This window comes from Streptomyces sp. NBC_01515 (assembly GCF_045040345.1).
In the GTDB taxonomy this organism is placed as follows: Bacteria; Actinomycetota; Actinomycetes; order Streptomycetales; family Streptomycetaceae; genus Streptomyces.
In genome coordinates this window covers 5818569-5838729 of sequence record NZ_CP109416.1, presented here as the reverse complement: position 1 = coordinate 5838729, position 20161 = coordinate 5818569, and the positions used below count along the sequence as shown (strand labels likewise).

The following is a 20161-nucleotide window of genomic DNA, read 5'->3' as shown; positions in this document are numbered from 1 at the left end:
TCGGGACAAGGGGGTCCGCCGCATCTGTGGAAAACCCTGTGCGGGAGGATCGCGCACATGACAGCACTGGACCTCAGCAGCCCCGTGGCCGTCGTCGGCACCGGCACCATGGGCCAGGGCATCGCCCAGGTCGCGCTGACCGCGGGCCACGTCGTACGGCTGTACGACGCCGTCCCGGGACGGGCCGGGGAAGCGACCGCCGCGATCGGCGCCCGGCTCGACCGGCTCGTCGAGAAGGACCGGCTCAGCGCCGCCGACCGGGACGCCGCGCGCGCCCGGCTGCTGCCCGCCGAGGCCCTCACCGACCTCGCGGACTGCGCCCTGGTCGTCGAGGCCGTCCTGGAGCGGCTGGACGTCAAGCAGCAGCTGATGCGCGACCTGGAGGACATCGTCGGCGAGGACTGTCTGCTCGCCACCAACACCTCGTCCCTGTCGGTGACGGCCATCGGCGCCGCCCTGCGCAACCCCGGCCGCTTCGTGGGCCTGCACTTCTTCAACCCGGCCCCGCTGCTGCCGCTCGTCGAGGTCGTCTCCGGGTTCGCCACCGACGTCACGTCGGCCACGCGCGCGTACGAGATGTCCCGAGCCTGGGGAAAGACCCCCGTGGCCTGCGCGGACACCCCCGGGTTCATCGTCAACCGCATCGCCCGGCCCTTCTACGCCGAGGCCTTCGCGGCCTACGAGGCACAGGCCGCCGACCCGGCCACCATCGACGCCGTCCTGCGCGAGTCCGGCGGCTTCAAGATGGGCGCGTTCGAACTGACCGACCTCATCGGGCAGGACGTCAACGAGTCCGTCACCCACTCCGTGTGGCAGTCCTTCTTCCAGGACGTGCGCTTCACGCCCTCCCTCGCGCAGCGCCGGCTGGTCGAGTCCGGCCGTCTCGGCCGCAAGACCGGACACGGCTGGTACGACCACGGGGACGACGCCGAGCAGCCCGAGCCGCACACCGCGGAACCGGCCCAGGCGCCCGCGTACGTCGTCGTGGAGGGCGACCTGGGCCCCGCGGCCGAGCTGGCCACGCTGATCCGCGAGGCGGGCATCGTCGTCCGCGAGGAGGACGAGGACCACGGCACCCGCATGGTGCTGCCCGGCGGCGGTCAGCTGGCGCTCGCCGACGGACAGACCTCCGTGGAGTTCCGGGACGTCGTCTACTTTGACCTCGCCCTCGACTACCGCAGGGCCGGCCGCATCGCCCTGTCCGCCTCCCAGGACACCGCGTCGGGGACCCTCTCCGAGGCGATCGGCCTCTTCCAGGCGCTCGGCAAGAACGTCAGCGTCGTAGGGGACGTCCCCGGGATGATCGTCGCCCGCACGGTGGCCCGGATCGTCGACCTGGCGCACGACGCCGTCGCCAAGGGCGTCGCCACCGAGGAGGACATCGACACCGCGATGCGCCTGGGTGTCAACTACCCTCTGGGTCCGTTCGAATGGAGCCGCAGGCTGGGCCGCAGCTGGGCCTACGACCTCCTGGACGACCTGCACCTGCGTGATCCGTCGGGACGGTACGCGCCGTCCCTGGCGCTCTACCGCCACGCGTACGCCACCGAGAAGCGGGAGGGCACCCCATGACCACCGCCAAGCGCGACACGTACACCCCGGAGACCCTGCTCAACGTCGCCGTCCAGGTCTTCATCGAGCGCGGCTACGACGGCACCTCCATGGAGCACCTCGCCAAGGCGGCCGGTATCTCCAAGTCGTCGATCTACCACCACGTCACCGGCAAGGAGGAGCTGCTCCGTCGCGCGGTCAGCCGCGCCCTGGACGGCCTCTTCGGGATCCTCGACGAGGAGCACGCGCGCGTGGGGCGTGCCGTCGAGCGGCTGGAGTACGTCGTGCGGCGGATGGTCGAGGTGCTGACCTCCGAGCTGCCGTACGTGACGCTGCTGCTGCGGGTGCGCGGCAACACCGACACCGAGCGGTGGGCCCTGGAGCGGCGGCGCGACTTCGACCACCGGGTGGCCGACCTGCTGAAGGCCGCGGCGGCCGACGGCGATCTGCGCGGTGACGTGGAGGTACGGCTCGCGACCCGGCTCGTCTTCGGGATGATCAACTCCATCGTGGAGTGGTACCGGCCCGACGGGCGGGGCATGGGCGAGCGCGAAGTGACCGACGCGGTGGCCCAGTTGGTGTTCTCCGGCCTGCGCGCCCAGAGTCAGGACTGAGCCGCCGCGGGCTCTCGGGCCGGGTCAGCCCTGGGGCTCCAGGTCCTCCTCCTCGAAGACCAGCAGGGTGCGCGTGCTGAGCACCTCGGGGATCGCCTGGAGCCGGTCGAGGACCAGCTCGCGCAGCGACCGGTTGTCCAGGGTGTGCACCAGCAGCAGAACGTCGAAGTCCCCGCCCACCTGCGCGATGTGCGAGGCCCCCGGGAGCAGTCGCAGCTGCTCGCGGACCGTGCGCCAGGAGTTCTGCACGATCTTCAGGGTGATGTACGCCGACGTGCCCTGACCCGCGCGTTCATGGTTGACCCGGGCGCCGAAGCCGCGGATGACGCCGTCCTCGATGAGCCGGTTGATCCGCGCGTAGGCGTTGGCGCGGGAGACGTGCACCCGTTCGGCGACCGACCTTATCGACGCGCGGCCGTCCGCCTGGAGCATCTGCAGGATGTCCTGATCAATGGCGTCGAGCGGGCGCGGGGGCGGCAGGGCGTTGCCCCCCTCCGGGCCTTCGGCCATTTGTTCAGGTGCCATGTCCCCCCGCCTCCCTACCATGGACGTACTGCGTTCATTTCAGGTTGTGGAGAACCGTTTGTCCACAGCCTGGAGGTGCCTGTAGCCAAAATGTGCCGACGACCGAACAATCGGTAGGGAGGCGCGGCACGTCCGACGCGCCTCTTCGAGCCACTCCCCCGAGGAGGTGCCGTCATGACGGTCATGGAGCAGCGGGGCGCGTACCGGCCCACACCGCCGCCCGCCTGGCAGCCGCGCACGGACCCCGCGCCGCTGCTGCCCGACGCCTCGCCGTACCGCGTGCTCGGCACCGAGGCGGCCGCGCAGGCCGACCCCGGGTTGCTGCGCCGGCTCTACGCGGAGCTGGTGCGCGGCCGCCGGTACAACGCGCAGGCGACCGCCCTCACCAAGCAGGGCCGGCTCGCCGTGTACCCCTCCACCACCGGTCAGGAGGCCTGCGAGGTCGCCGCCGCGCTGGTCCTCCAGGAGCAGGACTGGCTCTTCCCCAGCTACCGCGACACGCTCGCCGCCGTCGCCCGTGGCCTCGACCCCGTGCAGGCCCTCACCCTGCTGCGTGGCGACTGGCACACCGGCTACGACCCGCGCGAGCACCGCATCGCCCCCCTGAGCACCCCGCTCGCCACCCAGCTCCCGCACGCGGTCGGCCTCGCCCACGCGGCCCGCCTCAAGGGCGACGACGTGGTGGCGCTCGCCATGGTCGGCGACGGCGGCACCAGCGAGGGCGACTTCCACGAGGCGCTGAACTTCGCCGCCGTCTGGCAGGCCCCGGTCGTCTTCCTTGTCCAGAACAACGGCTTCGCGATCTCCGTCCCCCTCGCCAAGCAGACCGCGGCCCCCTCCCTGGCCCACAAGGCCGTCGGCTACGGCATGCCCGGCCGCCTGGTCGACGGCAACGACGCGGTTGCCGTGTACGAGGTCCTCGCCGACGCCGTACGGCACGCGCGCGAGGGTGGCGGTCCCACGCTCGTCGAGGCCATCACGTACCGCATCGAGGCCCACACCAACGCCGACGACGCGACCCGCTACCGCGGCGACACCGAGGTCGAGGCCTGGCGGGCCCACGACCCGATCGCCCTCCTGGAGCACGAACTCACCGAGCGCGGGCTCATCGACGAGGACGGCGTCAAGGCCGCGCGCGACGCCGCCGAGACCATGGCGGCCGAGCTGCGCGCGCACATGAACCAGGACCCGGTGCTCGACCCCATGGACCTGTTCGCCGACGTGTACGCCGAACTCACCCCCCAACTGCGTGAGCAGCGCGAACAGTTGGCGGCGGAGCTGGCGGCCGAGCGGGAGGGGACGCACTGATGACCACCGTCGCCCTCAAGCCCGCCACCATGGCGCAGGCCCTCACGCGCGCGCTCCGCGATGCCATGGCCGCCGACCCCGCGGTGCACGTCATGGGCGAGGACGTCGGCACCCTCGGCGGCGTCTTCCGGGTCACCGACGGCCTCGCCAAGGAGTTCGGCGAGGACCGCTGCACCGACACCCCGCTCGCCGAGGCGGGCATCCTCGGCACGGCCGTCGGCATGGCGATGTACGGCCTGCGCCCGGTCGTGGAGATGCAGTTCGACGCCTTCGCCTACCCGGCGTTCGAGCAACTGATCAGCCACGTCTCCCGCATGCGCAACCGCACCCGCGGCGCGATGCCCCTGCCGATCACCATCCGCGTCCCCTACGGGGGAGGCATCGGCGGCGTCGAGCACCACAGCGACTCCTCCGAGGCCTACTACATGGCGACCCCGGGCCTCCACGTCGTCACCCCCGCGACGGTCGCCGACGCCTACGGCCTGCTGCGCGCCTCCATCGCCTCCGACGACCCGGTCGTCTTCCTGGAGCCCAAGCGCCTCTACTGGTCGAAGGACACCTGGAACCCCGACGAGCCGACCCCCGTCGACCCGATCGGCCGCGCGGTCGTACGCCGCCCCGGCCGCAGCGCCACGCTCATCACCTACGGCCCGTCCCTGCCCGTCTGCCTCGAAGCCGCCGAGGCGGCCCGGGCCGAGGGCTGGGACCTCGAAGTCGTCGACCTGCGCTCCCTCGTCCCGTTCGACGACGAGACGGTCTGCGCGTCCGTACGGCGCACCGGCCGCGCGCTCGTCGTGCACGAGTCGGGCGGCTACGGCGGCCCCGGCGGCGAGATCGCGGCCCGCGTCACCGAGCGCTGCTTCCACCATCTGGAGGCGCCGGTGCTGCGCGTCGCCGGGTTCGACATCCCGTATCCGCCGCCGATGCTGGAGCGGCACCATCTGCCCGGCGTCGACCGGATCCTGGACGCCGTGGGCCGGCTCCAGTGGGAGGCGGACAACTGATGGCACAGGTACTGGAGTTCAAGCTCCCCGACCTCGGCGAGGGCCTCACCGAGGCGGAGATCGTGCGCTGGCTGGTCGAGGTCGGCGACGTCGTCGCCATCGACCAGCCGGTCGTCGAGGTCGAGACGGCCAAGGCGATGGTCGAGGTGCCGTGTCCCTACGGCGGTGTCGTCACGGCCCGCTTCGGCGAGGAGGGCACGGAACTGCCCGTCGGCTCCCCGCTGCTGACGGTCGCGGTGGGGGCACCGGCGTCCGATGCCGGGACCGAGACCGAGACCGAGGGCTCTGGGAACGTGCTGGTGGGCTACGGCACGGGGGCGCCTCCGGCGCGGCGGCGGAGAGTACGGCGGATGGCGGCGGACGTCGTGACGTCGGTGGCGGACGCCCCTGCCCCTGCCCCTGCCTCCGCTCCGGCTCCCGCCACGGCTGAGACCGGTGGTCGTGGCGACGGTCCCGTACCCGTGATCTCACCTCTCGTGCGACGGCTCGCGCGCGAGAACGGCCTGGAACTGCGGGAGTTGACGGGTTCGGGACGTGACGGGCTGATCCTGCGGGCGGACGTCGAGCAGGCGCTTCGCGCGGCGGCGACCCAGGAGGCGACAGCCCAGGAAGCGACACTCCTTCCCCCGGCCGCACTGCCCTCGACCACGCTTCCCCCGGCCGCGCTCTCCACTCCCGCGGCCGTGACGACCCCCACGACCGACGGAGTCACCCGCACCCCCCTCCGCGGCATCCGGGGCGCCGTCGCCGACAAGCTGTCCCGCAGCCGCCGGGAGATCCCCGACGCGACCTGCTGGGTGGACGCCGACGCGACGGAGTTGATGCGCGCCCGCGCGGCGATGAACGCCGCCGGTGGCCCCAAGATCTCCGTGCTCGCCCTCCTCGCCAGGATCTGCACGGCCGCGCTGGCCCGGTTCCCCGAGCTCAACTCCAGTGTGGACATGGAGGCGAGGGAGATCGTCCGGTTCGACCGGATCCACCTCGGCTTCGCCGCGCAGACCGAACGCGGACTGGTCGTGCCCGTCGTACGGGACGCACACGTGCGCAACACGGAGGCGCTGAGCGCGGAGTTCGCCCGCCTCACCGAGGCGGCCCGGACCGGGACACTCACGCCCGGGGACCTCACCGGCGGGACCTTCACGCTCAACAACTACGGGGTGTTCGGCGTCGACGGTTCCACACCGATCATCAATCACCCCGAGGCGGCCATGCTCGGCGTCGGCCGTATCGTCCCCAAACCCTGGGTGCACGAGGGCGAGTTGGCGGTACGGCAGGTCGTCCAGCTCTCGCTCACCTTCGACCACCGGGTCTGCGACGGCGGTACGGCGGGCGGTTTCCTGCGGTATGTGGCGGACTGTGTGGAACAGCCGGCGGTGCTGGTGCGCACCCTGTGATCACGGCGGCGCGGACAAGTTCCCTGTGATCAGGGCGGCACGCATACTCGGGGGGTGACCGCGCACGAGCCCTCCGACGCCCCCGGCGCTGCCAACGGCTCCGCGCCGGGCGCCACCGGGTCCGCGTCGGGTGCCGCCGAGGCCATGCCCGGTGAGATGCCCGGCACGGTGCCGGATGCCGCTTCCGGGGAAGCACACGCCGTCCTGCCCGACGCGGCGCCAGCCGCCCAGCCGGGTGCCGACCCCGACACCTCGCCCAGGACCTCCCCCGACACCCCCCACGACGCCATCGTCCTAGCCGGTGGCGCCGCCCGGCGGCTCGGCGGTGCCGACAAACCCGGCCTACGAGTGGGCGGACGCGCCCTGCTCGACCGGGTACTCACTGCCTGCGCCGACGCCGGCACCACGGTCGTCGTAGCCGATCCGAGGCCCACCGTCCGGCCGGTGCGCTGGGCGCGGGAAGAGCCGCCCGGCGCGGGCCCGGTCGCCGCGCTTGACGCCGGCCTGCGCTGCACCACCGCCGAGGCCGTCGTGGTTCTGTCCGCCGACCTACCGTTTCTCGAAGTGGCCACCGTACGGCGGCTGTTGACCGCTCTGCGGAGCAGTGGTGCCGAAGGGGTGCTGCTCACCGATGCCGACGGGCGGGATCAGCCGCTCGTGGCCGCGTACCGCGCGTCGGCGCTCCGTCGGGAGCTGGCCGCACTCACCGACGAGCACGGCAGTCTCACCGGGCTGCCCCTGCGCCGGCTGACCGGCGCGCTCGAACTCACCCGCGTCCCCGACCCCGTCGCGTCCTTCGACTGCGACACCTGGGACGACCTCGCCACCGCCAGGGCACGCATCAGGGAGCATGGGCACGTGTTGGATGAATGGATTTCCGCAGTCAAGGACGAACTGGGCATCGACCTGGACGTCGACACCGGCATCCTGCTCGACCTCGCCCGCGACGCAGCCCACGGGGTGGCCAGGCCCGCCGCACCGCTGACCACCTTCCTGGTCGGTTACGCGGCGGCGCAGGGCAGGGGCGGCCCGGAGGCTGTCGCCGAGGCTGCCCGCAAGGCCGCCGCCCTCGCGCTGCGCTGGGCCGACGAGGACACCCCGGAAGCCCCGTCCGACGCCAAGCCCCACGCCAAGGGCGACACCACCTCCGGTGCCAAGCGCGACGACACCCCCGCGTCCGCCCCGGCTCCGGACGTCGCCGGATGAGCGCGCGCGATGTTCACGCCGGCGGGCACGCCCAGGACGCCGAGGATCTCCTCGACGTCGAGGAGGTCCTCGCCCTGGTGAACGAAGGCAGCACCGGTTCCGGTGACCCCGCCGTACCCCCACCCTCGGCCTCCCCCTCGCACGCGCCGCAGGGCACCCCCCGCACCCCCCGCAAACCCGGCACCGACCAGCACAAGGCCACCCCCTGGCCCGAGGCCCGCGTGATCGCCGGGCGCGCCGCACGCACCGGTTCCCGCCGGGCGCCTGTCTCCGTGGCCCTCGACTCCGCGCTCGGTCTCGTCCTGGCCGCGCCGCTCGTCGCGCTGAGCGACCTGCCCTCGTTCGACACCTCGGCGATGGACGGCTGGGCGGTCGCGGGCCCCGGCCCCTGGGCCGTACGCGAGGACGGGGTGCTCGCCGGGCACGCGGAGTCGGAGCCGCTGAGCGACGGCGAGGCCGTGCGGATCGCGACCGGTGCCCGGGTCCCGGCCGACGCCACCGCCGTCATCCGCAGCGAGCACGGCCGTACCGACGACAAGGGCCGGCTCCACGCGGCCCGGGACGTCGGACACGGCCAGGACATCCGTCCGCGCGGGCAGGAGTGCCGTAGCGGCGACCATCTGCTGCCCGGCGGCACGCTCGTGACCCCTGCGGTGCTCGGCCTCGCCGCAGCCGCGGGGTACGACACGGTCACCGTCGTACCCCGCCCCCGGGTCGAAGTCCTCATCCTGGGCGACGAGTTGCTCACCGAGGGGTTGCCCCGGGACGGGTTCATCCGGGACGCGCTCGGGCCGATGCTGCCGTCCTGGCTGCGCGCGCTCGGCGCCGAGGTCACCGCGGTGCGCCGGCTCGGCGACGACGCGAAGGCGCTGCACAAGGCCATCACCGGCAGCACCGCCGACCTCATCGTCACCACCGGCGGCACCGCCTCCGGCCCGGTCGACCACGTCCACCCCACCCTGCACCGCATCGGCGCCGAACTCCTCGTGGACGGCGTGAAGGTACGCCCCGGCCACCCCATGCTGCTGGCCCGCATCAAGGACGACCAGCACCTCGTCGGCCTGCCCGGCAACCCCCTCGCGGCGATCTCCGGCCTGCTCACCCTCGCCGAACCGCTGCTGCGGACCCTGTCCGCACACCCCGCCCCGGAGCCGTACGCGCTGCCCCTCCAGGACGGGGTGCACGGGCACCCGTACGACACCCGGCTCATCCCCGCCGTGCTGCGCGGCGACTCTGCCGTGCCGCTGCACTACAACGGCCCGGCCATGCTGCGCGGGATCGCGGCGGCCGACGCGCTCGCGGTCGTACCGCCGGACGGTGCGCGGCAGGGACAGCCGGTGGAACTCATCGATCTGCCCTGGGCGGCCGCCGGGATCGGGGTGTGTTTCACGTGAAACAGTCGGGCCATGATGCGATCGCCCGCCAGGCGGACGAACATCTCGTGACCCATCGGGTGGAACTCCCGAAGAAAGTGGTCGAGCACCCCTTTCAACAGGTCGCCAAGCGGCTGTCCATCGCGCTGTTCCTGCTGGTCGCGACGGCGTTGATCGTCTATGTCGATCACGAGGGCTACAACGACAACTCGGACGGCTCGGTCGATCTGCTCGACGCCTTCTACTACGCCACGGTCACCCTCTCGACCACGGGCTACGGCGACATCACCCCGGTCAGCGACGGCGCCCGGCTCACCAACATCCTCGTCGTCACGCCGCTGCGCGTGCTGTTCCTGATCGTCCTGGTCGGCACCACCCTCGAAGTCCTCACCGAACGCACCCGGGAGGAATGGCGCTTGAACCGCTGGAGTCAACGGTTTGGTGGATGTACCACAAGGCGCCTGGCCGGAGGGGCATGGTCCGGGCCGATGCGGTGAACCACGCTGCATAGAAGATTCTGCGGGACTGCTGCTCAAGGCTGCGGCGTTCGCTAAGGCCGCGCCCGTGCGGGGGGATCGCTGCAAGCCAAGCCGTACCCGCCGCAGGATCCGCCGAGGCCGTGCCGGGTCCCGAGCAGCGGTTTCAAGGGCCAGGTCGCCGCCGGGTCAGCACACGCCTCGATTGTCAGTGGGGCGTGTGAGGCTGTCCGAGACCCACCGTATGAATCACCGGAGTTCAGGTATGACGACCCCTTCGCCTGTGACGGTCGCGGAATGGCGCGCGTTCCTCAGCGACTACAACGCCAGGCACATCAACTCGGACGAGGTCCGTGAGGCCATCGAGGAGCATCGGCAGGTCATCAGTGAGGAGCGGCTGGAGGCCGGGTGGGCCGGTGCCGAACCGGCTGGCGAGGAAGCGATCGTGGCCGCCGAGGAGCGGCTCGGGGTGAGGCTTCCTCCCTCGTACCGAAACTTCCTCCGGGTCAGCGACGGCTGGGAGGATATCGGGTTCGTCGACCTGTTCCAGGTCGGGGACATCGGTTGGTTCGCCGACCTGTGCGCCGACCTCATCGAAGCGTGGTCGGACATCGACTCCTTCGTGGACCATCTCGCCATACTCAAGCGCTGTCTGCTGATCGGCGACGACAACGGCGGCAGCGGCTGCTACTGGCTGCTGCACGCCGACAGCATCGGGGAAAACGGCGAGTGGACCGCGTATGAGTGGTGGCCCGGCGACGGTGACGACCCCGAGCCTTGCCACGACTTCGCCGCCATGGTGCGGGAAGCAGTGCACTCCTAGGTTCTGTCGGTGACGAGGCTCCGCAGGCGGTCGCGTGCGGTGCGGGCGGCCTGGTCCAGCGGCTGGGACGGGTCGGGCGGCTCCACCGTGATCGTTAGCGCTACCTCCGCCGCGGCGACCAGGTGGTGGGCTGACGGGATGGGGACGGGTCCGGCAGCGTCCTCGAATAGCGGGGCGGAGTCCATGTCGAGCAGCGTGCGGGTGATGCGAGAGCGCATCAGCCACAGCCACAGCCACGGCATCGCGGCCGGGCAGGGCTCTGCCTCCATGTCCGGGCAGTCATCGGGCAGGCCGAGCGCACTGTGCAGGCTCTGGGTGTAGCCCTCGTACACCTGCTCCTGGTCGAAGCGGTCGGCGATGGCTGCCAAGGCTTCCACCAACATCAGCAGCATCCCCAACGCCACTGCCCGGGGCAGCCCTTCCGGCTCGGGCGCCCCCAGGGCCCGCAGGCATCCGTGGATCTGATCCGTGTGCAATACCGGGACCGGTGTGCCGTCTTCCATGCCCGCCATCTGCCCAGAGTCCTTCCCGCCGCGACCGACGGGAAGACGTGCCCGGGGGCGCATCGTGGCGAAGTGCCCGGCTTATGACCTTGGTTCGACCGAACCAAGGTCGCCCAACTTCGTTTCGACCGAAACAAAGTTGAAGGGCCAGGGTCGTGCGTCACGTAGGCGGTTCTGTTTCGCAGGGCGACGAGGATCAGATACTCGTGGTCTGTCACCGTGGGCAACTATGGGCCGCGTAGCCGCTCACTCGGATCACCCGGCTCACCACCGGCGATGTCCTCCAGGAAGACGGCGAGGCCCTCGTCTGCCTCAGTGACCCGCCCTCACCCGCCCCTGAGCCCCTTGCCTCGCTGCTGCTGGCCCACCTCGGCCAGCACCCGAACACCATGACCGCCACCAACGCCGACGCCCGCTGGCTGTTCCTCGGCCGCCGGGCATGCTCGGCGGCCACAAAGACACCAACGCCCCAGGTCCGCCAGTTGACCGAGGCCGGATTACGCGAGGTCGCCAGTTCTGGACCGGGGTTGACACGCCCACGTAGTATGCATTGCATGGTAGCTGGCAAAGCAAGCAATCACGTGGAGGCCCGCGGTGTGAGCCAGCTGCGCAAGGGCGTGCTGGAGTACTGCGTCCTGGCGTTGCTGTCTGACAAGCCACGCTATGGGGTGGAGCTGCTGGAGGCTCTTGCGGATACGCCGGTCATGGCGACCAGCCAGGGGACGTTGTATCCGCTGCTGTCTCGTCTGCGCAGAAGTGGCCTGGCGGCCACGTACCTGGTGGAGTCGGCCAGCGGCCCGTCCCGCAGGTACTACGAACTGACCGACGAGGGCCGACAAGCCCTGGCGGAGTTCTCCGGGCACTGGCCCGGTTTCCGTGATGCTGTTGACCGTTTTCTCGTTTCTGGAGCTGAATCATGAGCGACGCCCTGACCCACCCGCTGGTTCGCGCTTACCTGGCCTCGGTCGACACGCAGGCAGCAGTGCTGTCCGACGACCGGCGCCGTGACCTGTTGGCGGACCTGCGCGAGCACATCGAGTCTGTGCTGCCGCAGGGTGCCGATGACGCGGCGGTCCAGCAGGCTCTGGACCAGCTCGGCACCCCGCGGGAGATCGCCGCCGCCGCGATCGCCGAAGAACCCGGCGTCACCCCGCTGCAGCCGCAGAGCAGCGCGCGCACCACTCTGACCCTGGGCATGATGGTTTTGGCTGCCCCGTTCTTCGAGGTCCTCGGCATCGGCCTCGTAGTGGCCGTCCTTGCCTCCGTGCGGATCTGGCGCTCTCCAGCATGGACCAGGCGGGACAAGCGCCTGGGCATCCTCTGCGCCTTCTCACCTCTACTAGTGATCCCCGCGGCTGCCGCACTGTTCGTTCTCGCCGGCGGCCTCGGTGCCGAGGAACTCATCGGCATATTCCTGATCGCCATGGTGATCCCGCTGGCCGGAGCTATCCGACTGGGACGCAGTTCCGCACGCCTGCGCCCCCACGCAGCCTGAAAGGCCCCCCTCGGCGAAGCTCGCTGTCATACGGGCCGGGCGGGATGTGGAGGGTGGCGGTGTCGTAGTCGCCGAAGAGCAGCACGTTGTCCAGCGCCATGTTCACCAGGTCAGCGGTATGGGCCTTCACCGGCGCCGCCGCCCGCATTGCCGCCTCCGCGACCGCGCGGGCCTCGCCCGGCCCGTACCTCAGCTCCAAGCGTCGTTCACCTACGGCCGTCCGGTAGCGCTCCTCACTCCGCTCGGAGTCTGCCTGTGGCACCGTCCCCGCAGCGAGCCCCGCCCGATCGCGCACATGGGCCACGTCCACCTCGGGTATCTCCCAGAGTTTGGGGACGCGGCCTAGGCCACGATCGAGTGTGTAGCGATCATCAGATAACCAAGAATCAATCCTTGGATTTCCTTGATCAGGTAAAGAGGGAATAGAAAAGGCGATATCTCCACGCGTGCGTGGTCGATTTATGCCGAAGGTGTGGGAGATTTTTCTTACTTACCCGCAAGGGGGCGTGCCGTGAAAAGTAGCCCCGAGTCAATCGCCAAGCTCAAGTCTCGCTCAGAATGTTCGATTTTTCTTGACGATCACCTAGGCATTCGATGATTGTTCTGTTCATGTCGCTCCCCCGGAGGTGGCGAAACGGAGGGAACCAATGAACGCCACGCTGACTCGCGCATGCACAGCCGCTGTACTGACCGCCTTTCTGGCTGTAGGAGGGGGAGGGGCGGGCACTGCCTTTGCGGTGGACACCCCGACGACGGCCAATCCTGACAATGCAGACCAGGACGGGAACCCCATCCCTCAGGCGCCGGCCGACGCCGACGTCGACAGTACGGTCCACCCGGACGGCTGCCCGGCCGACCCGGGCTTCTCCTTCTCCAAAGTCAAGAGCACGTTCGTCGGTGACAAGACCAAGACCGTCCATGGACAGTCCGGCATCCTTCTTTCGGTCTCGGTGGCTCAGGGCCACACGTGGACCGGCACCGTCACGTATGCGGCCAAGTTCAGCGAGGGAGTCCTCTTCGCGTCCGCCGAGGAGACCATCAGCGCCTCGATCTCCTACGCCAAGACCACCACCGTCACCCTCGGTGGGGCGTGGAAAGTTCCGGCGAACCAGGCGGATGGATGGCTTGCCCTTGGTTCGAAGGGCTACTCCTTCAACTGGGAGCGCGGTTCTTACAACGGTGGCTGCAAGTGGATCGTCTCGAACCACGGGACCGCCAAGCTCCCGGCGCTCTCGCCCTACATCGCCCACTCGTGAGCTGAGGACGACCTGATGAAGCGCTCCCTGCTGGCCGCATCCCTGTCGGCCCTGGCCCTGGTGTCGGCCTGTTCCGGCGGCTCTCACTCCCAGGCGACCGCCACCCACGGGTCGACGTCGTCACCGGCCAAACCGACGACGGGGTCCGACGCGACCCCCTCTCCGGCGCAGACCCCGACGAGCCCGGACCGCCTTCCCAATCCGGTCCAGTCGTCACTCCCTGTCGGGTCGAAGACGCTGTACACGAGGTCGGGGCATGGTGCGGGCGGCGTCACGCTTCCGGCATCAGCGGGGAAAGCCTCATCCGTCACGGTGATGTGGACATGCGCCGGTCCCTCCAAGTTCAACGTAATCGCAGCTGGAAAGTCCCTCATCGGGTCTCAGTGCGGTGACGGGAGCGGCGTGTTCACTGCCGAGATACCGCACGCCAAGATGCACGAACTGGCGTGGAAGTTCTCAGCGGCCAATTCGGTGATCTGGCGGATCGTCATCACCCAACCATCCGGCAACTAAACAGTTCACCGTGAGCATTACGGTTGGCTGCGCCGATCCCTCGCTCCCGTTTTAGGCGTGCAGTGCTTCTGGCTGACATCGAGTTAGGTCAGAAGCACTGCACGCTGGCATGTCGTAGATTTACGGGTGTCTTAAACCGCTGGAGTCAATGAGCCTTTTCCAACCTGTGTTGAGCGTGGCTGGTTGGTCGCGGAGGTCTGTACAACGAAGTGAAGCTCCTGGTAGACGGGTTCACGACCAAGATCACCCAATGTCCACCAGGAGCTTCCGTGCTTGTCTACCCGTCCGGGATCGACCTGTCCAGTTCGACCCTGCGGTTCCTCGCCCGTCACCTGCGTCAGCGCCGCCGTGAGATCGGCAGCCGGTGGCGACGCCTGCCAGCGGGACGCCAGGCACTCCTCGCCCTCGCGCACCTGCGATGCAGCGACACTTACGGCCAGCTCGCCGCCGCGTTCAAGGTTGGCATCGCCACCGTGTACCGCTACAAGCGTTCGTGATCCTGGACGGCACCCCGCTGCCGATCGACCGCATCGCCGCCGACCGCCCCTTCTACTCCGGCAAACACGGGAAGCACGGCATGAACGTGCAGGTCATCACTGACCCCTTCGGCCGCCTGCTCTGGGCATCACCCGCGCTGCCGGGAGCGGTCCACGACATCAAGGCCGCCCGCACCCACGGCATCCCCGCCGCTTTGGCCCAAGCCGGCGTCCGTTGCTGGGCGGACAAGGCGTACCAAGGAGCAGGCGGCACCGTCCGCGTCCCCTACCGCGGTCGCTGGGACAAACTCTCCACAGGTCAGCGAGCCGTCAATGTCTCCCACGCGAAGATCCGCGCGCTCGGCGAGCAGGCCATGGCCACCCTCAAGACCTGGCGCCTCCTGCGCAAACTCCGTTGCAGTACGACCTGCATCACCACCATCGTCAAGGCCATCCTCGCCCTGCAACTCGCAGCGCACTGACGAGACCGGGATCAACAACACAGAAGGGACCCCAGCATCGTGCCTGACGTCAAAGTCACCTACGACAAGAGCGTGAACGCGGCGTACATATATTTCACCGACCCGCAGGTCAGCGTGAGATCAGCACATACCTATCCCTGCGATCCGATCGACGTCGACGGCATGATCAACCTCGACTTCGACGAGCAGGGCCGTCTCATCGGCATCGAGGTCCTAGCCGCCACTTCGAAGCTCCCCGCGTACGTGCTCCAAGCCGCCGAGCGGCTGGACCCCGAGGGAAGTTGAGCCCGGGAGCAGCCCGGCGAGTGCTGCCCTGCACAGCCACCGGCGCAGGTTGGAAAAGGCTCAATGGTTTGGTGGATGTGCCACCAATCTCCAGCGAGTTTTGCCTGATCAGATGCTCGGTACGGACCGCTCGACTGTGATCAGGCGGTCTCCGGCCTTGAGGATTTGTGCCTCTGGCTCGGAGTAGGCCAGAACCTCTTTACGGCGGACGACGGCCACGACCAAGTCCTTGCTCTCGCGCGGAGAACGTCCTACCTCATCTTTGGATGCGGGGCGCTCGATGAGATCAAGGCCGGAGCCGTAGGTCATGAGTTCTTCCAGGGTGTTGGCTGAGTGCGGGCTGGCCGTAGCCACACCGAGCAGCCGGCCGGCGGCGCTGGAGCTGGTGATCACCGTGTCGGCGCCGCTCTGCTTCAGCAGCGGTACGTTCTCGTCCTCGCGGATTGCGACAGCGATGGATGCACGCCTGTTGAGTTGGCGGGTTGTGAGGGTGACCAGAGCGGCGGTGTCGTCACGCTGGGGAGCGATGATGACTCGGGCCGCGTTCTGCGTCTCGGCTTTCCGCAACGTGTCGGCACGGGTCGCGTCTCCGCACACGGACACGAGTCCGTCACTGTTGGCGGCGTCCACGGCCTTCCGCACCGGGTCTACGACGATGATCCGCTCTTTGGGCACTCCCTGGCCCAAGAGCGATTGAACAGCGTGGCGCCCCTTGGTGCCGTAGCCGACAACGACGACGTGATCTCGGATACGGGAGCGCCAACGGTGCACACGAACGTGCTGCCGGGTGCGCTCGGTGAGTACTTCGAGCGTGGTGCCGACCAAGATGATCAGGAAGACCACTCGCAGCGGTGTGATGACGAGGATGTTGGTGAGCCGGGCTGGGTCGCTGACCGGGGTGATGTCGCCGTAGCCGGTGGTGGAAAGGGTGACGGTGGCGTAGTACGCCGAGTCGAGGAGGTCGACCGAGCCGTCGGAGTTGTCGTTGTAGCCGTCGCGGTCGACGTAGACGATCAACGTGGTTACGGCGAGCACCAGGAGACCCAAAGCCAGGCGCCGCAGCACTTGTTGAAGTGGAGGCACGGCACTCTGCGCCGGCATCGTGATGGAGCGACCTGCTTCGGCGTCGTCTCGGGCCTCGGCATGCGAGCGGTACCAGAGGGACCGAAGGATGGAGAACTTCCCGCTCTTGAGCGGTGGTCGCTCGTCGTTTCTCATCGCGTGCCCCCAGCGCCGGTGATCCAGGTACTCAGCATCATGATCCCTGATGCCGCTGAACCCGGCATGGATCGCTGAGGGCGACCCCCAGTCCTCTGGGGCATCTTGCCCTGTATGCGAGCCGAAGTTCTGCTCGATGAAGATTAGCCAAAGCATCACAGCGCAGTTCGGCGGTACGGCGGCTGCGGGGGCGACGGCTGAGGAGGTCGCTGAGGGGATGCTGCTGAAGTCGAAGGAGTTCGCCGCGAGCGGGAACCGGGTGTATCTGCCGTTGGCGGACTGAGCCCGGTCCATGAACTGACGCCTCCGTCGAGGCTCCCGGTGGTCAATGCCGGGGGCCTCCTTGGCGGGACGGCTCTGCTGGGCGTCGTAACAGAAGAGACAAGATCACGCATGGTGCGATCAAGGTCTCTACTCTGCCTGACATGGGTGGGATCGATCTGGCCAACGGGGTCGTCGGCGCTGTACTCGGGATGCTGGTCGCGGTTCTGTTCCAGGACCCGATTCAGAACAGGTGGTACAGACTGCGCACTCGCTCGAAGAGCGCGGTACGCAACCTGCGACGCCGGGAGGAGTCCAGCCCAGCGTGGAGAACCTTCTCCCTGGGCCCTCTTCATACCTCCGCACTGATCGTCGAAGGAGACGGGGAGTCGCCCATACCCGCGCAAGCTGTCTACATCCAGGTGCTGGACCAGGGAATCGAGCTGCCTTCCGATATGGCTGGCTGGTGGGCCGAGATCGAGGAAGAAAGCGAGCGGTTGAGGGCAGAGGGCCGGACACCGTTGTGGAATGGACCTCGATATGCGGTCGAAACGCTCGATGTTTCCCGGACTGCTCTTGAGGAGCAGCCGGAAGTCCACCTGCGATTGCGCCCGACGGACTACTACACCTTTCTCGCGGCGCAACAACTGGACCGTCGACTGCCCGACGGCACCACCCCTCGCCCTTCTCCTGCTCGTCGCGGCTCCTGATGTCGCGCCCCGTCATGGGCCGGAACGCGGGCTTGGCGTCCGTGGTGCCGGTAACGTCGCTCTCAGCGGTGGCGGGCCCCTCGTCGACCTCGAAGGACAGACGGACCAGGCCGGCCCAGTTCTGTCCCTCTAAGTCTCCCTAACGGGCGCGCTGCACAAGGTCGTTGTCCATGCCCTTAGGGTACTTTCGGGAAACCGCTGGAGGTCCACCTTGCGGGATCACACCGTCGTCATCGGTTTCGGGACGAAGGGGCGGTCCGCGATCCAGACCGTGTGCGCGACCGGGCTGAAGAAGGAACAGGTCGTCGTGGTCGACCCCAGCGGCAAGGCGATCGAGGCGGCGAGCAGTCAGGGCTACGTCGGGGTCGTCGGGGACGCCACCCGCAGCGAGGTCCTGAAGCGCGCCGAGGTGCACCGGGCGCGGCAGATCATCATCGCCACCCAGCGCGACGACACGGCCGTCCTGGTGACCCTCACGGCCCGGCAGCTCAACCGCGGCGCGAAGATCGTCGCCGCCGTGCGCGAGGAGGAGAACGCGCCGCTGCTGAAGCAGTCCGGCGCCGACGCCGTCATCACCAGCGCCAGCGCGGCCGGCCGCCTGCTCGGCCTGTCCGTGCTCAGCCCCGCCGCCGGCATGGTCATGGAGGACCTCATCCAGCAGGGCAGCGGGCTCGACATGACCGAACGCCCGGTCATAAAGGCCGAGGTCGGCAAGTCGCCGCGCGACACGGACGACCTGGTGGTGAGCGTCGTCCGAGGGCACCGGGTGCTCGGCTACGACGATCCGGCCATCGGCACCCTTCAGCTGACCGACCGGCTCATCACCATCGTGCGGGTCTCGCCGGGTTCGCAGGTCGCACCGGACACCCGGCCGCTGCCGGAGTGACCCGCCTCCGGCCGCCCCCTCGGTGGCCCGCCTTCGGCGGTCGGCCGTAGGACGAGGAGTAGCGTCGGCCCCATGCATGCGATCACGATTTCCGAACCTGGTGGGCCCGAGGCACTGGTGTGGGGCGAGGTCCCCGATCCCGTCGCCGGCGAGGGCGAGGTACTGGTCGAGGTGGTGGCCAGCGCCGTCAACCGGGCCGACATCATGCAACGCCAGGGCTTCTACGACCCGCCGCCCGGCGCGTCCCGCTACCCCGGCCTCGAATGCTCCGGCCGGATCACCGGGATCGGCCCCGGGGTGTCCGGCTGGTCGGTCGGCGACGAGGTGTGCGCGCTGCTCGCGGGCGGCGGTTACGCCGAGAAGGTCGCCGTTCCGGCCGGGCAGTTGCTGCCGGTACCCGCCGGCATCGACCTGAAGCAGGCCGCCGCGCTGCCCGAAGTGGTCTGCACGGTCTGGTCGAACGTCTTCATGGTCGCCCACCTCCGCCCCGCCGAGACGCTCCTCGTGCACGGCGGTTCCAGCGGTATCGGCACCATGGCGATCCAGCTCGCCAAGGCCGTCGGCGCGAAGGTCGCCGTCACCGCCGGTACGAAGGAAAAGCTGGACTACTGCGCCGAGTTGGGCGCCGACATCCTGATCAACTACCGCGAGCAGGACTTCGTCGCCGAGCTCCAGCAGGCCACGGGCGGTGCCGGCGCCGACGTCATCCTCGACAACATGGGCGCCAAGTACCTGGACCGCAACGTCCAGGCCCTCGCCGTCAACGGGCGGCTCGCGATCATCGGGATGCAGGGCGGCATCAAGGCCGAGCTGAACATCGCCACCCTGCTCGGCAAGCGGGCCGCGATCAGCGCGACCTCGCTGCGGGCCCGCCCGCTCGGCGAGAAGGCGGCCATCGTCGCCGCCGTACGCGAACATGTCTGGCCGCTGATCGAGGGCGGTCACATCCGCCCGGTCGTCGACCGGGAGCTGCCGATGAGCGAGGCCGGGACCGCGCACCAGGTGCTGGAGGACAGCGGGCACATCGGAAAGGTGCTGCTCGTCGCGCCGTAGGGCCGGACTGTCCGCCGTAGGCCCGGCAGTTCCTAACTACGGCGCACCCGGAGGCCGATGAAGGCGAGGCCCAGGCCGAGCCCGATGAGGATCAGGCCGCTGCCCAGCGGCAGGATCCGCAGCACGGGCTCGGCGGGGTCCTCGGCGTGGGTGACGGTCTGGCGCACGGGCTGGAGCGGCGGGGAGGTCGGCACGGGTGCCGCCCCCTGGGCGGACGCGGAGTCGGCGGGCGCGGGACTGGCGGGACTGGCGGAACTGTCCGAGTGGCTCCCGTCGTCGTCACCGTCCGCTGTCAGACCGGTCGTGTCGTCGCCGTCGCCCCCGTTCCCACCTCCGCCCCCACCTCCGCTTTCGTCCTCGTCCGCGGTCGGCCCTGCGGTACGTCCGGGCCGTTCCCGCCCTTCGCCCGCCTGGCTGCCGGCCCGGGAGGGATCGGGGGAGACACGGGCTGGGTCGGGGCCGGCAGCAGGCCGCAAGGCGGAGGTGGTGGCAGGCGCCGTAGCGGAGTCCGTGGCCGGGGCGGACGGGGACGAGGGCGCCGAGACCGCGACCCGACCACCACTCCCGGAACCGCCGGTACTCGCACCGCTCCCCGCCTCCACCCCGTACGCGAGAACAGCCCCGTACGCCGGAACACCCCCGCACGGACTCACCACCGCGCCCGTGCCCAGCACGAGCAGCAGCCCCGTCACACGCAGCGACGGCAATGTACGCAGCCATGGAGTCACGTCCGTGACCCCCTCCCGAGC

General features: G+C 69.5%; 19 protein-coding genes and 3 pseudogenes. 18 read left to right on the top strand and 4 right to left on the bottom strand.

All coding sequences use genetic code 11. The features are described 5' to 3' along the window. The first annotated feature begins 57 nt into the window (after nt 1-57). Together OG407_RS26225 and OG407_RS26220 are read left to right on the top strand one after the other, a co-directional pair. Entirely contained in the window at nt 58-1572 is a 1515-nt protein-coding gene (locus OG407_RS26225) for a 3-hydroxyacyl-CoA dehydrogenase (protein ID WP_405861719.1), read from the top strand. Continuing rightward, the gene (locus OG407_RS26220) at nt 1569-2165 is read left to right on the top strand and encodes a TetR/AcrR family transcriptional regulator (RefSeq protein WP_403589428.1); all 597 of its coding nucleotides are present in this window, start codon (nt 1569-1571) and stop codon (nt 2163-2165) included. Before OG407_RS26225 ends, OG407_RS26220 begins: the two co-directional genes overlap by 4 nt. 24 nt (nt 2166-2189) lie before the next feature. On the opposite strand, the gene OG407_RS26215 is transcribed toward OG407_RS26220, so the two are convergent. Next, complete coding sequence (locus tag OG407_RS26215; RefSeq protein ID WP_405868607.1) at nt 2190-2675, bottom strand: Lrp/AsnC family transcriptional regulator; 486 nt, start codon at nt 2673-2675, stop codon at nt 2190-2192. Between the two features lie 189 nt (nt 2676-2864). On the opposite strand from OG407_RS26215, the gene pdhA reads away from it, so the two are divergent. The 7 genes and pseudogenes from pdhA to OG407_RS26180 all read left to right on the top strand — a co-directional run bounded on the left by pdhA (nt 2865) and on the right by OG407_RS26180 (nt 10274). Beyond that, nucleotides 2865-3998: a pyruvate dehydrogenase (acetyl-transferring) E1 component subunit alpha gene (gene pdhA, locus OG407_RS26210; RefSeq protein WP_405861717.1), complete on the top strand. Its 1134-nt coding sequence runs from the start codon at nt 2865-2867 to the stop codon at nt 3996-3998. After that, nucleotides 3998-5002: an alpha-ketoacid dehydrogenase subunit beta gene (locus OG407_RS26205; RefSeq protein WP_360078723.1), complete on the top strand. Its 1005-nt coding sequence runs from the start codon at nt 3998-4000 to the stop codon at nt 5000-5002. Before pdhA ends, OG407_RS26205 begins: the two co-directional genes overlap by 1 nt. Next, complete coding sequence (locus OG407_RS26200; RefSeq protein ID WP_405861715.1) at nt 5002-6396, top strand: dihydrolipoamide acetyltransferase family protein; 1395 nt, start codon at nt 5002-5004, stop codon at nt 6394-6396. The genes OG407_RS26205 and OG407_RS26200 overlap by 1 nt, the downstream gene beginning before the upstream one ends. Nucleotides 6397-6600: 204 nt before the next feature. After that, a complete protein-coding gene (locus OG407_RS26195) occupies nt 6601-7602 on the top strand; it encodes an NTP transferase domain-containing protein (protein ID WP_405868605.1) in 1002 nt (333 codons plus the stop codon). Then, on the top strand, nt 7599-8996 hold the full coding sequence (locus tag OG407_RS26190) for a molybdopterin molybdotransferase MoeA (protein ID WP_405861713.1): 1398 nt from the start codon (nt 7599-7601) through the stop codon (nt 8994-8996). The genes OG407_RS26195 and OG407_RS26190 overlap by 4 nt, the downstream gene beginning before the upstream one ends. Continuing rightward, a pseudogene (locus OG407_RS26185) lies at nt 8993-9403 on the top strand (potassium channel family protein); the annotation flags it as partial. The gene OG407_RS26190 and the pseudogene OG407_RS26185, both read left to right, overlap by 4 nt. Nucleotides 9404-9716: 313 nt before the next feature. Further along, a complete protein-coding gene (locus OG407_RS26180) occupies nt 9717-10274 on the top strand; it encodes an SMI1/KNR4 family protein (protein ID WP_405861711.1) in 558 nt (185 codons plus the stop codon). Here OG407_RS26180 and OG407_RS26175 read toward each other — a convergent pair. Continuing rightward, the gene (locus OG407_RS26175; RefSeq protein ID WP_405861709.1) at nt 10271-10786 is read right to left on the bottom strand and encodes a hypothetical protein; all 516 of its coding nucleotides are present in this window, start codon (nt 10784-10786) and stop codon (nt 10271-10273) included. The two genes, OG407_RS26180 and OG407_RS26175, sit on opposite strands and share 4 nt — an antisense overlap. A gap of 545 nt (nt 10787-11331) precedes the next feature. Between OG407_RS26175 and OG407_RS26170 the strand changes: the two genes are divergently transcribed. From OG407_RS26170 to OG407_RS26145, 6 genes and pseudogenes are all read left to right on the top strand, one after another. After that, nucleotides 11332-11697, top strand: coding sequence for a PadR family transcriptional regulator (locus OG407_RS26170; RefSeq protein ID WP_405868603.1), 366 nt, complete (start codon nt 11332-11334; stop codon nt 11695-11697). Further along, nucleotides 11694-12272, top strand: a complete 579-nt coding sequence (locus OG407_RS26165; RefSeq protein WP_405861707.1) for an HAAS signaling domain-containing protein — start codon at nt 11694-11696, stop codon at nt 12270-12272. The genes OG407_RS26170 and OG407_RS26165 overlap by 4 nt, the downstream gene beginning before the upstream one ends. Before the next feature lie 647 nt (nt 12273-12919). Beyond that, the gene (locus tag OG407_RS26160) at nt 12920-13528 is read left to right on the top strand and encodes a hypothetical protein (protein ID WP_405861706.1); all 609 of its coding nucleotides are present in this window, start codon (nt 12920-12922) and stop codon (nt 13526-13528) included. A gap of 15 nt (nt 13529-13543) precedes the next feature. Further along, complete coding sequence (locus tag OG407_RS26155; protein ID WP_405861704.1) at nt 13544-14041, top strand: hypothetical protein; 498 nt, start codon at nt 13544-13546, stop codon at nt 14039-14041. A gap of 269 nt (nt 14042-14310) precedes the next feature. Then, nucleotides 14311-14999 (top strand): annotated as a pseudogene (locus OG407_RS26150) (transposase family protein). A gap of 39 nt (nt 15000-15038) precedes the next feature. After that, complete coding sequence (locus OG407_RS26145; RefSeq protein WP_405861702.1) at nt 15039-15284, top strand: DUF2283 domain-containing protein; 246 nt, start codon at nt 15039-15041, stop codon at nt 15282-15284. 108 nt (nt 15285-15392) lie between these two features. Here OG407_RS26145 and OG407_RS26140 read toward each other — a convergent pair whose 3' ends face one another. Then, on the bottom strand, nt 15393-16502 hold the full coding sequence (locus OG407_RS26140; RefSeq protein WP_405861700.1) for a potassium channel family protein: 1110 nt from the start codon (nt 16500-16502) through the stop codon (nt 15393-15395). Between the two features lie 425 nt (nt 16503-16927). Between OG407_RS26140 and OG407_RS26135 the strand changes: the two genes are divergently transcribed. The 3 genes and pseudogenes from OG407_RS26135 (at nt 16928) to OG407_RS26125 (ending at nt 19412) form a co-directional block, all read left to right on the top strand. After that, the gene (locus OG407_RS26135; protein WP_405861698.1) at nt 16928-17473 is read left to right on the top strand and encodes a hypothetical protein; all 546 of its coding nucleotides are present in this window, start codon (nt 16928-16930) and stop codon (nt 17471-17473) included. Nucleotides 17474-17666: 193 nt separating this feature from the next. Further along, nucleotides 17667-18359 (top strand): annotated as a pseudogene (locus OG407_RS26130) (potassium channel family protein); the annotation flags it as partial. A 72-nt stretch (nt 18360-18431) separates the two neighbouring features. After that, a complete protein-coding gene (locus OG407_RS26125; protein WP_405861696.1) occupies nt 18432-19412 on the top strand; it encodes an NAD(P)H-quinone oxidoreductase in 981 nt (326 codons plus the stop codon). A gap of 32 nt (nt 19413-19444) precedes the next feature. Here the strand turns inward: OG407_RS26125 and OG407_RS26120 are convergent, their stop codons facing one another. Beyond that, complete coding sequence (locus tag OG407_RS26120) at nt 19445-20140, bottom strand: hypothetical protein (RefSeq protein WP_405861694.1); 696 nt, start codon at nt 20138-20140, stop codon at nt 19445-19447. Nucleotides 20141-20161 lie beyond the last annotated feature (21 nt).